This window comes from Arenibacter arenosicollis (assembly GCF_014397245.1).
GTDB lineage: Bacteria > Bacteroidota > Bacteroidia > Flavobacteriales > Flavobacteriaceae > Arenibacter > Arenibacter arenosicollis.
In genome coordinates, this window is the sequence record NZ_JACLHY010000016.1 from 1 (window position 1) to 16,438 (window position 16,438).

Annotated in this window: 15 protein-coding genes; 7 read left to right on the forward strand and 8 right to left on the reverse strand. The window is 39.2% G+C overall.

Annotation, left to right across the window (positions count from 1 at the left end):
- Positions 1-377: 377 nt before the first annotated feature.
- Positions 378-869, reverse strand: coding sequence for a heme-binding domain-containing protein (locus H4O18_RS14695; RefSeq protein WP_187585880.1), 492 nt, complete (start codon positions 867-869; stop codon positions 378-380).
- A gap of 197 nt (positions 870-1,066) precedes the next feature.
- Here H4O18_RS14695 and H4O18_RS14700 point away from each other — a divergent pair, with 197 nt between their 5' ends.
- The gene (locus H4O18_RS14700) at positions 1,067-1,438 is read left to right on the forward strand and encodes a hypothetical protein (RefSeq protein ID WP_187585882.1); all 372 of its coding nucleotides are present in this window, start codon (positions 1,067-1,069) and stop codon (positions 1,436-1,438) included.
- A 112-nt stretch (positions 1,439-1,550) separates the two neighbouring features.
- Here H4O18_RS14700 and H4O18_RS14705 read toward each other — a convergent pair whose 3' ends face one another.
- A complete protein-coding gene (locus tag H4O18_RS14705) occupies positions 1,551-2,870 on the reverse strand; it encodes a prolyl oligopeptidase family serine peptidase (RefSeq protein ID WP_222942422.1) in 1,320 nt (439 codons plus the stop codon).
- Positions 2,871-3,195: 325 nt separating this feature from the next.
- Between H4O18_RS14705 and H4O18_RS14710 the strand changes: the two genes are divergently transcribed.
- The 4 genes from H4O18_RS14710 to H4O18_RS14725 all read left to right on the forward strand — a co-directional run bounded on the left by H4O18_RS14710 (position 3,196) and on the right by H4O18_RS14725 (position 6,781).
- Complete coding sequence (locus tag H4O18_RS14710; RefSeq protein WP_187585884.1) at positions 3,196-3,381, forward strand: hypothetical protein; 186 nt, start codon at positions 3,196-3,198, stop codon at positions 3,379-3,381.
- 115 nt (positions 3,382-3,496) lie between these two features.
- Positions 3,497-3,811: an HPF/RaiA family ribosome-associated protein gene (locus tag H4O18_RS14715; protein WP_187585886.1), complete on the forward strand. Its 315-nt coding sequence runs from the start codon at positions 3,497-3,499 to the stop codon at positions 3,809-3,811.
- Positions 3,812-4,164: 353 nt separating this feature from the next.
- The gene (locus H4O18_RS14720; protein WP_187585888.1) at positions 4,165-6,012 is read left to right on the forward strand and encodes a hypothetical protein; all 1,848 of its coding nucleotides are present in this window, start codon (positions 4,165-4,167) and stop codon (positions 6,010-6,012) included.
- 1 nt (position 6,013) lies between these two features.
- Positions 6,014-6,781 (forward strand): polysaccharide deacetylase family protein, encoded by a 768-nt coding sequence (locus H4O18_RS14725; RefSeq protein WP_187585890.1) that lies wholly within the window; start codon positions 6,014-6,016, stop codon positions 6,779-6,781.
- 175 nt (positions 6,782-6,956) lie between these two features.
- Here the strand turns inward: H4O18_RS14725 and H4O18_RS14730 are convergent, their stop codons facing one another.
- Positions 6,957-7,490, reverse strand: a complete 534-nt coding sequence (locus tag H4O18_RS14730) for a hypothetical protein (protein ID WP_187585892.1) — start codon at positions 7,488-7,490, stop codon at positions 6,957-6,959.
- Positions 7,491-7,740: 250 nt separating this feature from the next.
- Between H4O18_RS14730 and H4O18_RS14735 the strand changes: the two genes are divergently transcribed.
- On the forward strand, positions 7,741-8,706 hold the full coding sequence (locus H4O18_RS14735) for a tRNA dihydrouridine synthase (RefSeq protein WP_187585894.1): 966 nt from the start codon (positions 7,741-7,743) through the stop codon (positions 8,704-8,706).
- A 32-nt stretch (positions 8,707-8,738) separates the two neighbouring features.
- Here H4O18_RS14735 and H4O18_RS14740 read toward each other — a convergent pair whose 3' ends face one another.
- Both H4O18_RS14740 and H4O18_RS14745 read right to left on the reverse strand, forming a co-directional pair.
- Positions 8,739-9,515, reverse strand: a complete 777-nt coding sequence (locus H4O18_RS14740) for a DUF1206 domain-containing protein (protein ID WP_187585897.1) — start codon at positions 9,513-9,515, stop codon at positions 8,739-8,741.
- Positions 9,516-9,723: 208 nt separating this feature from the next.
- Positions 9,724-10,182 (reverse strand): hypothetical protein, encoded by a 459-nt coding sequence (locus tag H4O18_RS14745; protein WP_187585899.1) that lies wholly within the window; start codon positions 10,180-10,182, stop codon positions 9,724-9,726.
- 579 nt (positions 10,183-10,761) lie between these two features.
- Between H4O18_RS14745 and H4O18_RS14750 the strand changes: the two genes are divergently transcribed.
- On the forward strand, positions 10,762-11,286 hold the full coding sequence (locus H4O18_RS14750; protein WP_187585900.1) for a GAF domain-containing protein: 525 nt from the start codon (positions 10,762-10,764) through the stop codon (positions 11,284-11,286).
- A gap of 850 nt (positions 11,287-12,136) precedes the next feature.
- On the opposite strand, the gene H4O18_RS14755 is transcribed toward H4O18_RS14750, so the two are convergent.
- The 3 genes from H4O18_RS14755 to H4O18_RS14765 form a co-directional block, all read right to left on the reverse strand.
- Positions 12,137-12,916, reverse strand: coding sequence for a TIGR03915 family putative DNA repair protein (locus H4O18_RS14755; RefSeq protein WP_187585902.1), 780 nt, complete (start codon positions 12,914-12,916; stop codon positions 12,137-12,139).
- Entirely contained in the window at positions 12,917-14,179 is a 1,263-nt protein-coding gene (locus H4O18_RS14760) for a putative DNA modification/repair radical SAM protein (RefSeq protein ID WP_187585904.1), read from the reverse strand.
- 538 nt (positions 14,180-14,717) lie between these two features.
- Positions 14,718-16,334 (reverse strand): sulfatase family protein, encoded by a 1,617-nt coding sequence (locus tag H4O18_RS14765; protein WP_187585906.1) that lies wholly within the window; start codon positions 16,332-16,334, stop codon positions 14,718-14,720.
- Between the last annotated feature and the right edge of the window lie 104 nt (positions 16,335-16,438).

Consider the following 16,438-nt stretch of genomic DNA (forward strand, 5'->3'; position numbering starts at 1 on the left):
TCGGCGGAATCATTCAATGCAAAAATAAAAGCTTTTAGAGCGCAATTCAGAGGAGTCAAAAACGTAGAATTCTTCCTTTATAGATTGACCACAATATTTGCATAAACACAACAATTGTTCTTGATCCCCGTTCACTGAGCTGGAAACGGTTGAAGAGTTTTTCCTGATAATACTTTTTTCCTTGCATAACTAAAGTTACGATCGATCCCCCGATCCACAATGATCATGACCGACTTTTTTGCTAACTTGTGCAACAGGCACAATGGCTATAAGTAATTGATTGTTCTCCCTTGCTGGCGCGAGCATCTTGCTCGTGCCCTGTTAGTGCGAGCCTACCGCTCCTGCTAGCGGTGGATTCTTATAAAAACAGGGCCTTTTTAAAAGGTTTCGGTTGTATCAATTCCGTTCTCTATTTTCTTCTGCATTTCTTTTGCCCAGTCGGCTATGCGCTGGTATTGTTCGTTGGTCAGTTTAGCTTCCTCATGTAGCAAAAGGTAAGATTTAAGCGGCATGCTCTGCTCTTTCATGACCTTGTGAAGGTTTTCGAATTTCTTGGCAGCAGTATCTGGAGGATAAGAGGCAAATTCGGAGAAGTTCAAAGCCTGTTTGGCATTCTTAATATGGCTATTCATCCACCAACTTATGGGTTGTATATTATAATACCACGGATAATCTTCGGTATAATTGGAATGGCAATTATAACAAGCCACATACAGATCCATTTGGATATCCATTGGCACCTCATACTTATCTGTTATGTCCACATGGGTATCAGCGTCTACATAATTTTTTTCAGGATTAAACACAGGAAGTTGGAGAATCAGGAAGACTATAAATAACGCAAGGACAATCTTTAACCAAGTATTCATAATTTCATGTTCAAAAAAGGTGTTGTTTTAAGAAAAATAGCCACAAGTTCCTTTAACGTTGAACTAAGCTAATAATTTTTTTTAAACTTTCTGGCAAACATTTCCGACCATAGCCCCATAATTTCTGTACAATTATTCCAATTTGTGCCAATTTAATTGTACTTTTAGAGGTATACCGTTTAACAAAATCATATACTATGAAACATACAAAAACTCATTATTTCGGATTATTATTGACGGCTTTTCTTTTTATGTTCTCTTCCAACGCTTTTGCCCAAAGCAGTGAAACTATCAAAGGAGAAGTTTTGGACATGTCTTGTTATGTTACGCAAGAAGCTACGGGACAAGGCCACAAAAAATGCGCCCAAGCTTGTTTGGATAAAGGATTGCCTGCCGGAATTCTCAGCGAAAACGGAATGGTTTATCTTTTGGTAGAAGACCACAACGCAGCTGATGCCTATAAACAAGCCATTTCAAACGCTGCTGAAACGGTAGAAGTAACCGGAAAAGTGGTGGAAAAAGATGGCATAAAATCTATCGTTGTTGAAAAAGTTACGGTAAAAGGGTAAACCGCAAATCTTTTTAAACTTATTCAAAAGCAGTTCTTTCAACGAACTGCTTTTTTTATGCAATACTTTCCCAATGTTTTAATTTGAGGCATGTTATTTTTAATAAAGCCCCCTATTTCCCCAACCAGGCATCAAACCAATTAAACGCATCGGTCTGCATCTGAATATCAAACTTATGTCCGCCATCATAGAATTTACCGCTATACCTTTCCGAATGGCCCGCTTTTGAAAATACAGTAGCGAGAATTTCATCGGCTTTCTTCATTTCTGGCAAAGTGTACAATTGGTCATGGTTATTGCTCTGCACCATGGTAGGAAGGGGTACGCGCAGGCCAAAAATTTCAGGGAAATCCAGATAATTCGCTAAGCCCGGTGCGAAGGTCATCCAGGTGTGGGTGTAGGCCTTGTTCAGTAAAAAATCTTTCCAAGTGGTCATAAACCCTACGCATACGGCACATTTTATGCGAGCATCCATGCCCCCTAAAAAAACAGTCCGGAGTCCACCGCCCGAGAGTCCACCGCAACCAATACGCTCTGGATCAACGTCCTTTCTGGCACTTAGAATATCCAAGGCAATACGATCTTCGGCCAACACCATACCGGGGTATGAGGTGCCAGCGGACAAAAGGGACTTCGCCATAAGGTGTTCATGGTGGCCGGCCCATTCGTTATAGGCTTCTATGTTCCTAACATCCTCGGAGTTTTCATCGGTACGTCCCTCCGCTTTCAAAGCTCCCCATTCAATACCGGCCATATCCTCGTAGAACACCCGCCGGCTAGCAAAGGAAAAGGCGTCATGTACCAAAACGGCATAACCCCTTTTGGCCATCTCGTTCGCCCATGCCCTACCCTCATAATAACTGTTTTGGTGCGGTTCCATAAGCAGATGCTGAGTATCCGAGGTCTTGGTGATCTTTCTTTTGCCAAAGTATTTATTACCGCCATGGTCGTGCAGGGCCAAAATAGCGGGCAACTTCCCTGTACTGTTTTCGGGTTTTAAAAAAATGGCCTCCACAGGTCTTCCGTAGGGCAATTTCCATGTAAGTTCCTCTATTTCAAGTCCGTCGTAGTTGTATTTCCTTTTAAGGGTAACTGTAATGTTATCTTTTATCAAAGGCTCTGCTATCTGCTCTTGGGCCTTGGCATGGGCACTTGGTTTCCAATCTTCAATTTTGGACCAGAGGTCGTTCCGGAAGGATAACTTGGGCGGGTCTTGCATTTGATCAGCCAACCAGAGGCCGTATTGGCCTATCTGGCTTTTCGGGAGTTCTTGATTCATAGGGATAGGTTTTGAAGTTGGTACCATGTTTTGGAATGCCGCGCTCATGGTGCCGGGCAAGAGTGGCAATCCCACCGAAGCCATCGCGGTCTTGGATATAAAGGCCCTTCTGGAATCCCGCATCTTGGCATCCGTATTTTTGGGTTTTTTCATGTTTTAGAATAATTGGTGGGACATTTAAAGTTACTACTTATTTCCAATTATTCGCTACTGTTGGATTTAGGTTAAACAACACATTATGGAATCTACCTTCTAGTGGGACTGCTATTGTATGAGCTGAAGAAAAAGGATATCGCGAAATTGATTTTTGGAAATTGGATAATTTGCCTCGTTCAATGGTTATGAAGAAGTTGATCTTTTAGTACGAACCGCAATAGAATAGGCCATTGTTAAGTTAATCTCCGGATTTTAAGACAGTATTGGTAAAGTTCCACTATTAAACCTGTATACTGCATATTAACAATATAAACAATAGCATATGAGTAAAACATTTTTGAACACCAAGTTAAGAGGAATTACCAAAACAGTAGCTGAATTCTCCAAACAGGCTGGTCAGAGCAACCGGGAGTTCCGTGAATTTATAAAGGAACAAGTGGTGGAGTATAGAAAAGAGGGAATGGATGTATTTAAGTCCCCGAGACCAGGAGATGACCAAAAGAATTAAAAACTTCCTATCCATAATGGAAATAGGAATACCTAACAAAGAACTAAAAGGCTATTTAGGATATCTAAATGGCCTATTAGAAACTTATGCGAAAAAAACATTAAAACTGTAAAACATGATAATTAAAATAAATACCGATAAAACGCTTAATGGAGAAGAAAGAAGTGCCGATTTTTTTACTTCCCAAATTGACGAAGCCTTAGAAAGGTTCGAATCTCATATTAGTAGAATAGAGGTACACCTGAAAGATGAAAATGGAAAAAAGGATGGATTCAATGATATCTCGTGTCTATTGGAAGCCAGACTTGAAGGCAGACAACCCATTGCCGTCACAAATCAGGCAAATACTGTAGATCTTGCAGTAACCGGTGCAATTGACAAAGTAAAAAGTGCCCTAGAAACCATTGTTGGGAAAATCCAAAAGCATTAATATCTATAAAATTAGAAACAAAAAACAACTTAGGTATCAAGTAGGACGCTTATAACAGTAAAATGAGGTCTCTCCCGATAACCATCGGGATGCGACGACCTTGCCAGAAGGCAGGCCTACCGGCAGGTAGGCTGGCTCGACCGGAAAACATTACCCTTATCAACTCATTAACAATTAAAAATCCATTGGACACATGTTATTTTGGAATTAGGTATTCACAAGGTTTCATTATTTATAATCTACTTAATCTCCCTAAATAGGGTAACCATAAGTCAGGTTTCGGCAATATTTACCAATTATAGCAGCCATTTATTACATAAATTGAATTTTTTAATTCAGACCTAATTACACCCATGACCACAACCAACCACTTTTTAAGAAAACTGTTTATTTCCGGATTAATGTTAGCCCTATCCGTTTCCGGATTTTCCCAATCGAGCGGAATGGATGACAATTTCCGTTTTGCCAAACAACATCAGGACGATTTAACACTAAGCGTATACATCACCGCGCATTCTGTGGAGCGATTGCTCTCAACCCCTGAAGGAAGAAGGGAAGCCACTTCGCTCATGATGGCCAACGGAATCACCAAAGTGTATTTGGAGGTGTACCGTGGCGGTTTGGTTGTCGCGCCAAGCCTGTTGACCAAGACCACAACATATTTTACCCAAAACGGCTTTGAAGTGGTTGGCGGAATTGCCACTGTCCCTGGAGGTGATATCGGGGTAAAGCAGGAGGGCGAACTAGGTTGGTTCAATTGGCAGAATCCAAAGACCCAACAGGATATGAAGAAAGTGATGTTGGACGCGGCCCCTATTTTTGACACTTTTATTGTGGATGATTTTTTATGTACGGGAGATATCAGCTTGGAATCCAAGGCCGCCAAGGGAGACAGCAGCTGGTCCGATTACCGCAGACAATTAATGACGGAATTGGCAAGCTCTCTCTTCATAGATCCGGCCAAGTCCGTTAATCAAGATATACATATGATCATCAAATATCCACAGTGGTACGATCGTTTTCACATGTTCGGCTATGATGTGGAAACCGGTCCAAAATTATTCGACGAAGTTTGGGTAGGAACGGAAACAAGGGGACAATACACCCAGCGCTTTGGATTTGTACAACCATATGAAGGCTTTGTGAACTATAGTTGGATAAAGTCTATGGCCGGCAAGAAGATCGGGGGAGCCTGGTTTGATCATGGCGATTGCGATGCTTTGGATTTTGTGGAGCAGGCCTATCAGTCCGTACTTGCCGGGGCCAACGAATTGGTTATGTTTAACTATGGGAGTTTTGTAAACGGCCATGCTGGGCACCATTTAATGCGAATGGATTTTGAAAAATTGGCAAGGCTGGCAAAAGCTCTAAAGACCTCTCACATTCATGGAGTGGCTGGATATAAACCCCCACATAGTGACGCAGGTGGCGATCTTTATATTATGGACTTTGTAGGCATGTTTGGGATTCCCTTGATGCCAACGGTATACTATCCCGAAAATGCAGCAACCATTTTTTTACCCACACAAGCTGCCGCCGATCCCAATATTGTGGGCAAGGTAGTGGCATCGCACAAGCAGGGAAAAAGAATTATTATGACGGCCGGATTTTTGGCAAACGTAGAGGACAAAGGAAAACTGTCCAAATTGGCCGGTATCCTAAAGCCGGAGGTTGGGGTAATAAGTGCGGAGAAAATAATCCTGGATGGCAGTGAAACTACTTTGGAAATGCCGTTGGATTTGGAGTCCACATTGGAAGTCAAAAAAGCCATTGCGTTGCTGGAAGTCAAAGAGGGCAACGACACTATTCCATTCCTGACCAAAAGCAAAGATGGGCAGGTATATGTTTTAAATTCCCATACCTTTTCCGAGGCTGATTTTAAAGCTGTAGGGGAGGTGTTGCTCTGCCCTCGCCCACTGGGTCTACTGGATCTACCCACTTCCTGGGCGAATGAAATTCGCGCTGCTTTCAACGAACAATTACAGATAGAACTTAATGCACCCACTAGAATCACTATGCAACCCTTGGAAAATGGAGACCTGATTTTGCACAATTACAACAAGGAAGAAGTAGAACTTCAATTAAACGGATTGGAAGGTGATAGACTTTTGGATGCTTTTACGGGTCAAAAATTGGATGCGGCATCAGGTACATTGAAAATGAAACCGAGGTCGAGGCTTTGGATTGGCAATACCCATTAACATGAAAATTTATCCCTTTCTTCTCCTCCTCTTTTTAATTAAATCTAATGCCCAACAACCCACCATTAAGAAGGTTGCAGGAGCTAAGCAAGCTGTATTTAGCTTCATTTTTGATGATCTAAATACGTCCGACTCGCTTGTTAAATCCATTTTTGATGAATTTGGTTTCCAACCTTCATTTGCCATCACTACGAATAGACTCAACCCAAAAACAGCACCACTGTACAAGTCTTATGCCGAGGAGGGAATAAGTATTTTATCGCATTCACACACACATCCCAAGATGAACAATTCATCAGTTCTTGATAAGGAATCTCTACTAATGGAATTAAAGGATTCCAAGGAAAGGATTGAAAGCTATGGAATTACGGTTCGTGGATTTGTTACTCCCAATTCATATATGCGTCCAGAATTTTTGTCCCTATTGGATACAGAGTATGATTATGCCTTTACCAATAATCACAATGATTTGTATAATATTTCGGTAGACAAAAGACATCTTGGCCGCTTTGGCATAGAAAGCAATATATCCACTTCCGACCACAGTATCGAAAAAATTAGGTCGCGCATAGACCAAGCCATAATCCGTAAGGAACTTTTGGTATTATATGGGCATGCCATGCCTTCCACTTATCAGGACGATTTGGGTAAGCCAAGGGTTACTGCCAATGATCTAAGGGCTATTTTGGGTTATTTAAAAAGCAAGAGGGACAACAATGATTGCCTTGTACTTACTGCAGATTTGGCGATGGAGGCGTATTATAAATAGAGGGAGGTTCATAAATATCCTATTATAAGTTTACTGAAGCTGGTGTTATTTTTTTCTAAATTGTGGTCGAACCCCAGAACTCGTTTCTGAATGTTTTTGCTGATTTAATAAATCTCTAAAACACAAAAAGTCCTGAATAAATCAGGACTCGTTGAATTGTAATGAATACTAAAATCTAGTTTTTCTTATATATTTTTACTTCTACCTTTTGGGTGTCTTTATTATAATATTCTACCATAAAATCGCCATTGGCATTGAAACGACCAATACCGGAATGTGCTTCCCCTTCTACAATATAATATTCATCGTTACTTGAGACCCAGGATTTTGCACTTTCTACCGATGTAGCATTATCCTGATTGTGATTAATCCCAAATCCCTGGTTATGAGGAGAAAAAATATAACTACCACCATCGGAAATATAATAGGTCTCTTTCGTTGAAAACTGATAACCGGTATTATCATCATTATCAACATAAACCTCTTTTTCCACTTTAGTATCCGATTTTACTCGGTCATGATTGTTTTTGTCCAACTTAATGTCCGACGTTTCCTTAGTAACCACTTTTACACTCTTTGCCGATGTTTTATCACCATGGTTTGTTTTAACCGTTGTTACTTCGGTCTCTTGTTTTACTTCCTTCGGATTGTCTTGTGCCAGCAGCGTTCCAGAAATTAGAAACACTGCACTAAATAATAAATTTTTCATTTGTTTATTTTTTAAATTTTTAGTGTTGCCGTTTTTCAGATGCCAACATACAAAGGTGAGCTTATTGCCAAGTTCTCACGTTATACAATTATTGCCAAATGTTGTATAATTCAACTATATTTTGCTAAACTATAGTCGATTGGAGAGGTTAAAATTGAAGAAACACTAGGGGAAGAAACTATTTATAGATTTAATCACTTAGTGAAAACCATCAACCAATTATCCTATCTTTGCCCAGCTAAACAAAAAGATGGCTTCTACCCTACTTTCATCACCCTTACAAGGTTTTACCGATTTCAGGTTTCGCAATGCCTTCAATCATTACTTTGGAGGTATAGATACTTTTTATTCGCCCTATATTAGGCTCAATGGAAAGTTGAAAATTAAGCAATCCTATCAGAACGATATTTTACCGGAAAACAACACCACATTGGAGGTGATACCGCAAATAATAACCAATGATCCCGAGGAGTTTGTTTTTGTTGCCAAATATGTGTTGAGTTTAGGCTATAAGGAATTGAATTGGAATTTGGGGTGCCCCTACCCTATGGTGGCCAAATCTGGAATGGGGTCCGGTTTAATTTGCAACCCTGATAGAATTAACGAGGTCTTGCAAAGAGCACATAATGAAACGGATATTTTGGTGTCCATGAAAATGAGAATGGGATATGAGAACCCGGAAGAAATTCTGGAGGCCTTTCGTATTTTAGATGAATACCCGCTTAAAAACATTGCTATTCACGCCCGGATTGGAAAGCAACTCTACAAAGGCCCTGTAGATCTGGAGGCATTCGAAAAATGCATTGGCAGCACCAAACACAAGTTGTACTATAACGGGGACATTACCAGCGTATCCGCTTTTAAGGCCATGGAAAAAAGGTTTCCCAGTATTGATCATTTTATGATCGGGCGTGGCTTAATTGCCGATCCTTTTTTACCCAGTATGATAAAAAATAACAATACGGAATATCCCGCAAACCGATGGTCCATTTTCTCGGAATTTCATGACACCATTTACCAGCAATACGATGAGTACCTGTCCGGGCCAACCCCTATAAAAATGAAAATGCTAGGTTTTTGGGAGTTCTTTTCCCAATCGACCTCCAATCCACAAAAAACTTACAAAGCCATAAAAAAGGCTTCAAATCCTGTAAAATACAGACTAGCCGTTGATCAAATTATAAATGCAGAAATGAAAGTCAAAAGTACTTATTAAAGGTATTGTCATTGGGTTTTGAAGTATCTATTTCAATCATCAAACCTTCTATATTTCGCCTTAATAAACATATAAACGCCGTAGCAGATCAGACCCAATGCCACCGAACCAACAAGCCAGGGGCCTTCAGAATTTTGACGTATGAATGAAAATGCCTCTGCGGTGCCTTTAATATCACCCTGACTAGCGGTATCCGCTGCCCTAAAAAAGAAATAGGCTACGACACCTTCAACAATTCCTCTGGAAATCCAGCCCGCATAACCCAGCCATTTAATGGTTTTCATAAGGTTGATATTGGTCATGCTATTCAAATGGAATTTGGACAGGAAATCCCCCTTATAGATTTTTGCAAATTGAAATAGGGCCTTGATAGCCATCCCTATAGCAATAGCATAGAATATATAGGGTAGAAATTCCGTAGGGATCATTGCAGTTTTGCTGCTCCCGCCGCTATTGATCTGCTTGAATATTTCATATATGGCAAATATTCCCAATCCCATATAGACCAATCCACTAAAGAAGAATCCTATGCGCTTGCCTAAACCTTTTTTGTCATTCCCTATATTCTCGGGATCTTTGATGCTCTGAAAGATTCGCCAAAAGGCATAACAGAATAATCCAAGGCCCAACAATCCCAAAAGTACCTTGCCGAACGGCTGTTCCTCTAAAAATTTTAGTACCCCCAATTTGCCTTCAGAAGAGTTGCCCATTCCAATGGCAGCACCGAAAGCCAATATTCCAGTTAGGGCATAAACCACACCCTTTGCGGCATAGCCCGTTCGGGCGATATTTTTGATTTGGTTATCCATGGTTCTTAGTTTGATTAAAGTTAGTCAGCTTCCGCCAGATTTATTACCCGTATACCTCAAATTAATGCGCTAAATGCACTTGCAAAGGTTCTTAAATTGTCTTTTAGTGGCATTCACTGCGGGTTTGGGAAAGAGATATTAAATATTAAGTGCAGTTGTGGTACACTCATGTAGAATTTCATAGGTCGGTTGAAGTTTAAAGCTGCATTTATTTGTTTTCAATCCGATCTAACGAGGTGGGATCTGCGTCAGCAATTGTTTTGATTTGTGCCAAACCTTTTTTTAGCACCATTACTAAATTCTCTGGCATCCCTGGAACTTCCAATGTTTCCTCTATCTGAAGAATGGCCTCCTCATGGCCTTGGGCAACAACGCGCATAACGTCAATATCCCTTGAGCTAGATGAAAGCAGACCATAATTGATCCATGAATGCTCTTCGGTCTCACTGATCCAGACCTTGGAACTGAAGGACATCCCTTCCGATACGCCACTCAGAAAAAGTAGATTTCCAAGATCCTTATAAATGGCCGAACATTCCTGTAAGAAATGACTCCGCTCAGGGCACTCTAACGTATTTATCCCCGCGAGAAGGTCGCTTTCCGTACCATATAACCTACGCACTACATTTTCGATCGCTAATTGAGACCTCGATTTCATTGGGTTCATTGCTGCCATTTTTTCAATGGCTGTAAAACTAGGCGTGGAACCTTTAAAGCATTAACGCTAAAAGATGTTTTTATAACACTTTTGATAGTTAACCTAATCTTCCAGTTCGCGGGAGGGCTAACAAATACTCAGTTTTGTGGGCCCGAAGTATCTTGAAAATTAACAGTGTCATTTAAAACTCCTTCCTGTTAGCTTTGACTTTTTTATAATATATTGAATTTATCACTCCTTGAAATTTAATGACCGGCACTAAAATTATTTTATCAGATTAATTTTTAATTCGATATGGATAAAATTCTAAGGGTGAAGAAAGTAATTTTATTTTTAATAGAGGGAAGAGAAAATAATTTTATTATAAAATAAAAACTATGAAATAAATAAGTATTTTAACAATGTGAGTTTCTTTTAAGTCTTGTTGGCTGTAATGAAAAAAATGACGCTACATGAAAGGAACTTACGTAAAAACTTAAGTATCAATGTTAAGTCAAAAAATTGTGTAAGCCCTGGTACTTAACATACCTATATTTATTAATACCTAAATTATAATTCCCAGCAATTATATTGTAACACTTATATTTAATGGAACCAGCATTAGAAATTAAAAGATTAGAAAATTTATATAAATACCAAATTCTGGATACTCCTCCAGATGGAGAATTTGAAGAAATCACCTCATTGGCTGCAAAAATCTTTGATGTTCCTATTGCCATCATAAGTTTAGTAGATACTGATAGAATTTGGTTTAAATCCTCATTCGGCATTGATATTGAGGAAACATCAAGAGATCCAGGCTTATGCAGTTCAGCAATTCTTTCTGACGATATTTATATTGTGGAAGATGCGAGAGTAGACGCCCGGACCCTTTCCAATCCCCTTGTCGCGGGATTAATGGGATTGCAATTTTATGCCGCAGCTCCATTAAGATCACGTGACGGTTTTAATTTAGGGACATGCTGTATAATCGATAAGCACCCACGTAAGTTAAATGTGAAGGAATCTTCAATGCTTAAACAACTTGCCAGGATCGTGATGTATCAAATAGAATTAAGACTACAGGCCAGGCTGATGTTTAGAGACTTGCAAAAACAAATTACCAAACAATAGGCCTATCACAGGTTCTGCTTCGAATTTGTGTAAGATAAGTGATGGTATATTTATTGATCTAAATCATGGTTCAATTAATCTCCATAAGGTGAAGGTACGGTTCAGATATGCGGTACTAAATCAAAAAAGGTTAATTACCTATATTATTACGCGCCCAACTACATAACCGAATAAAATAGGATAGTAGGCGACATTTACGCTTTACTCTAATTATAAACTGGAATTTTCAAAAGTTGGAGAATGGTCTAAAATATTCCTGCCTTTAGGTTAATTTCCAAAATTAGTTAATCAAGGCGTAATCCTTACTTCACTATGCCAAAATATCAGGTAATTTAAATCCTTTCAGCGCCATTAAAATTGTCAATACCCCAAAGTCTTCTTTTTTTGATTAATGCACCTTCTTGACATTAATTTAGGACCCCATTTTATATTTCTGCTGGATAGCTATTTGAATTAAATATTAATCTTAATGAGCCACATTTCATTTTTTAAAGAGATTACTTTTAATGTATTAATCTTATAAATTATAAAATGATGGGAACACCTGATAAAAATCAAAAAGGTAAAAAGGACGACAAAAACAAAAAAAGTGGATCCGCATCCGATAGGAAAGACGGAAACAAGAAAAGTCCAACAAAAAAATAGGGTATAATCCTATTTTTATTCAGGCCCGGTATCACCCGGGCCTTTTTTTATTTACACCATCTGGAATACGGGAAGGGATTAAAAAGCACTTTCTCCCAACTGGAAAAACACTCCTAAGGCGTTTTGTCCCGCTCGAAAATAGTATCCGAAAACATGCTCGCAATACAGATACCAAGGTCTCCACCAACCCAGAAAGAAACACTTTCTATCTCAGTTTCTCACTCAAATATTTCCAATACCTTTTGGGCACATGCCTGATATGAAGTTTCATGTTTTTTCTCGAAGTTATATTGGTACTTTCAAAATAGTCCTGCCAAAGGGTCTGGAATTCCAACTCCTCGTTGGCAAAAAATTCCTTTGAGGTTTTGGTGGCATCAAAATTCTCCGGAAGGATTAAGTTTATGATATCTACCTTTTCTAAATCGTAGTATAGTCCGTAATTGCGCTTAAGGTCATAGATTACCCATTTCTGGTCAGCATACCTGCGTTCAAAATGTTTGGATATTAGTGGCAACACGTCAAAATCGGGTTCTATATTTGCAAAATACAATTCATCCTTGGTCAACCTAAATCGCACGAAAGCCTCCATTCTATGTTTTTCCCTACCCACGCTTTTGGCGATTTGGGTTACTTTTAAAACGTCTTGGTTGGTAAAGTCGGCATCAATTGGCAATGCGCTTTTTAGTGCATATTGTATATAGCGCAATAATAGATTCTCAATCTGATGCTGTTCACTTAAAAATGCATAGTATAAGCGAGAGCTACCAGTTGCCGACGTTTTTTTCTTAATGCCTCTCCATACCCGATCTGCTTTTTCCGGATCTGTTAGCACCTCATCCCTCATGGCAAACAAAGAATCCATTGCATGACTTTTTGGTTGTATATCCACTTGTTTCAATTTTAAATCATAAACCTGAAACACACAGGTCAAAAACCCATCAAAAGTGCCATCGTACACCAGTATAGATTCTTTTGGTATTTGCATTTAATCAAATAAGTTTAATTGTGGACTCAAGACTTTTTGATATTTGCTCGTAGAGTTTTGAAGTATAAGCGATTTTAATTGTGGTCCCGTAAGATCACGTCGTTCGAAATTCCGGGATTCACAAATGAGAAAATATTTTGCTCTGTTCAATGCCACGCCCATTCTTTGTAAATGCTCCCAATTAAGGTTGCGAAAGCGTCTCGCCTCAATAATTTTATATACCGATTTCATTCCCAACCCTGGAACACGGGCCAACATTCTTTTTTCGGCTTTGTTCACATCAACAGGGAATTGTTCTAAATTGCGTAGTGCCCAACCTAATTTTGGATCTACTTCCAAATCGAGATTTTGATGTTCTTGGTTTAGAATCTCATGAACTTCAAACCCATAAAAACGCATTAACCAATCGGTTTGATACAAACGGTTTTCACGGAGCATGGGAACGGCGGTTCCTATTTGCGGCAGACGAGCATCATAACTGATCGGAATATATCCAGAATAATACACCCGCTTAAGATTAAATTTCTTGTAGAAGTAGTTGGACGTCCACATTATTTGCTGATCACTCTCGCCACTGGCGCCAATAATCATTTGTGTGCTTTGCCCTCCTGGAGCAAATTTTGGTGTGCTCTTAATAAGCTTCTTTTCAGATTTATATAGGATGATTTCGTTTTTGACTTTCACCATTGGCTTTATAAAGTCTTCACGCCTTTTTTCGGGTGCCAATAGTTTCAATCCTTCTTCCGTCGGAATCTCAATATTTACACTCAACCTATCGGCATAGAGGCCTGCTTCCTTCATCAATTCATCGGAAGCGCCAGGAATCGATTTTAGGTGAATGTAACCATTGAAATTTTCTTCCAACCTCAATTTTTTCGCCACTGCCACCAAGCGTTCCATGGTATAGTCCGCACTTTTGAATATTCCAGAACTCAAAAACAAACCTTCTATATAATTCCGGCGATAAAAATTAATGGTCAGATCAACAACTTCCTGAACCTGAAAAGCAGCACGTTTTATGTCGTTACTTTTTCTAGTGACGCAATATGCACAATCGAAGATGCAGTAATTGGTCAACAAAATTTTCAATAGGGATACACACCGACCATCTTCCGTATAGGAATGACAGATGCCCATACCAGTGGCGTCTCCAAGACCTTTGCTTGCATTATTCCGTTTACTCCCACTGGAAGCACAGGAAACATCATATTTGGCAGCATCTGCGAGTATCTTTAATTTTTCTTGCGTACGTTCAAAAGACATGGGGGAATATTTGAGATAAATTTTTTAAGATTATTTCATTGATAATGAGATATAATTTCGTTCAATTATTGTGCCGAACTACCTATAAGCTTAACCCATTTAATTGTTAAATTTTAGCCATTATAAGCTATATTGATTACGGATAAGATAAATCAAATCTTTACTTTTAGACACATTATAATTCTGAAATTTATCGTGAAATCCACAGAATCACTAGCTCTAAAAAAAAATGTTTAGCCCTAATCAAAAACCCAGGCTACCCCTAACAGAAGTTAGGTGTAAAGTTGAATTATAATCCAGGAGAATAGTGAAGGAAGCAACCAATACCACATTTAATGGGTAGTCCTAGGCTTTTGGGATAACTGTTGGGAGTTTAGGAGGTAATGTTTTGGTTTTTAATTGAACTACTACTTGCTTCCATGTCCCTATTTATACGTGCCAATGCCGTAAAAAACAGTATAAACCTTCACAACATTACGTACATCTAAACAAAATAGTCGCTTTGTTTTTGTCCTTCTCTTGATTCGTAGACGTTAAATCAGCTTTTCACGGAGGGCTCAATTTTTATATGGATTGGTTGATTGGCATTTACATCAAAAAGTGGTGTGCCCACGAAATCTGGATCCATCTTTATAGAGGGTTCACTTTTTAAATAGATCAATGACCCTTCAAAATTGGCGTATTTTTCCCTTAGAGCATTGTACTCGGGATTTACACATTCCTTTCCCCATATCCCCAACATAAATTTTAAACCTGCTTCGCTTTCGCCATATTGCCCTTTATCATCCGTTTCAACGATCCATTGATCTAATACGGATCGGTATTTTGTCAATTCTTCCGAATAATCCGAATTCCCGGCCAAATTGTTCAATTCAAAGGGGTCGGCTTTTAAATCGTATAATTCTTCCGAAGGGCGTTCATCGGACATAAACTGATCCTGTACCTCATTTAGCTTTCCTTCGGCATGCAATTGTTTCATCACTCCTACGAATTCCACCTTGTCAAAATCCATATAGGTGGGCTGGGAATAAGGCCTATCCGTCATAAAATTCCGAATATATTTATAATCCTTTGATCGTACAGACCTAATACGGTCTATGGTGAAATCGCAGCGATCCCTGGTTGAAATTACATATTCCCTTGGTGCAATCGAATCACTAAAGATGTTTCGGCCTTCCATATATTCAGGTACCGGAATACCGGCCAAGGCCATTGAGCTGGTACCAAGGTCCAAACCACCCACTAGGGCATTATTAACACTGCCCGATTTTAGTTTTTTATTACCTTCCCTAAAATCAGCAATAATCAAGGGTACATGAAGTCCACCATCATAAAGAAATTGTTTGTTCCTGGTCAAGCGCATACCGTGATCGGAGAAGAAGAAAACAACAGTGTTTTTAAGCAGATCGTTTTCTTTTAATTTTGCCATAATTTCACCTACTTTTTCATCGGTGATTTGTATTGCATCCAAGTGGTTGGCGTATTCTTCTACAATTGAAGGGTGATCGGGGAGATATGGAGGAAGTTGGATTTTAGATCGATCTACAGGGGAAGTGACATTTTCCTTGAACTTGGAATTGAAAATTTCCTTTCCTCCGTACATCTGTATTTGTCCAAAAAATGGTTCCTTTCCGGTTAGCGTTGCAAGATCCAATCTCACTCCTCCTTTACCATACAAAGGATGATAGGTATAATCTTGATCATAAAGCTCCCTTCTATCATAAATAAAATTATAGTCATCCTTACCATTATTAAATGTAAAGTATCCTTCTTCCTTAAAAAGCTCGGGAATGGTCTTCAAATTCTCCGGCAAATATATCGCCGATTCCAAAGTCCTTGAACTGTGATGGTTCTGGGCTCCAAAAGTGGTCGCCATCATACCGGTAATAATACTTGAGCGACTGGCCGAACAGACTGGGGCGGGCATATAAACATTGGTGTATAGAACACCCTTCATAGCAAGGCTGTCAATATTGGGAGTAGCAACAAGTGTCTCGCCATAACTCCCCATAAGCGGAGCGGTATCCTCCAAATATATCCAAAGGATATTGGGCTTAACGGAATTCTGATCCCCGTCCTTTTTTTGTGCGCTATTATCCTTACAGGATATGATTAAAACGGCTGAAAAAGAAATTAATAAAATGAATTTTTTCATTCCGGAATTAGGTTTTAGGGATTTACCCTTTTTAGTTAGTAATTAAATTTATTTTTCAACGGTTTTCAAAGTGCCACAAATTGAACAAGTCCCGAAGGTGGTAC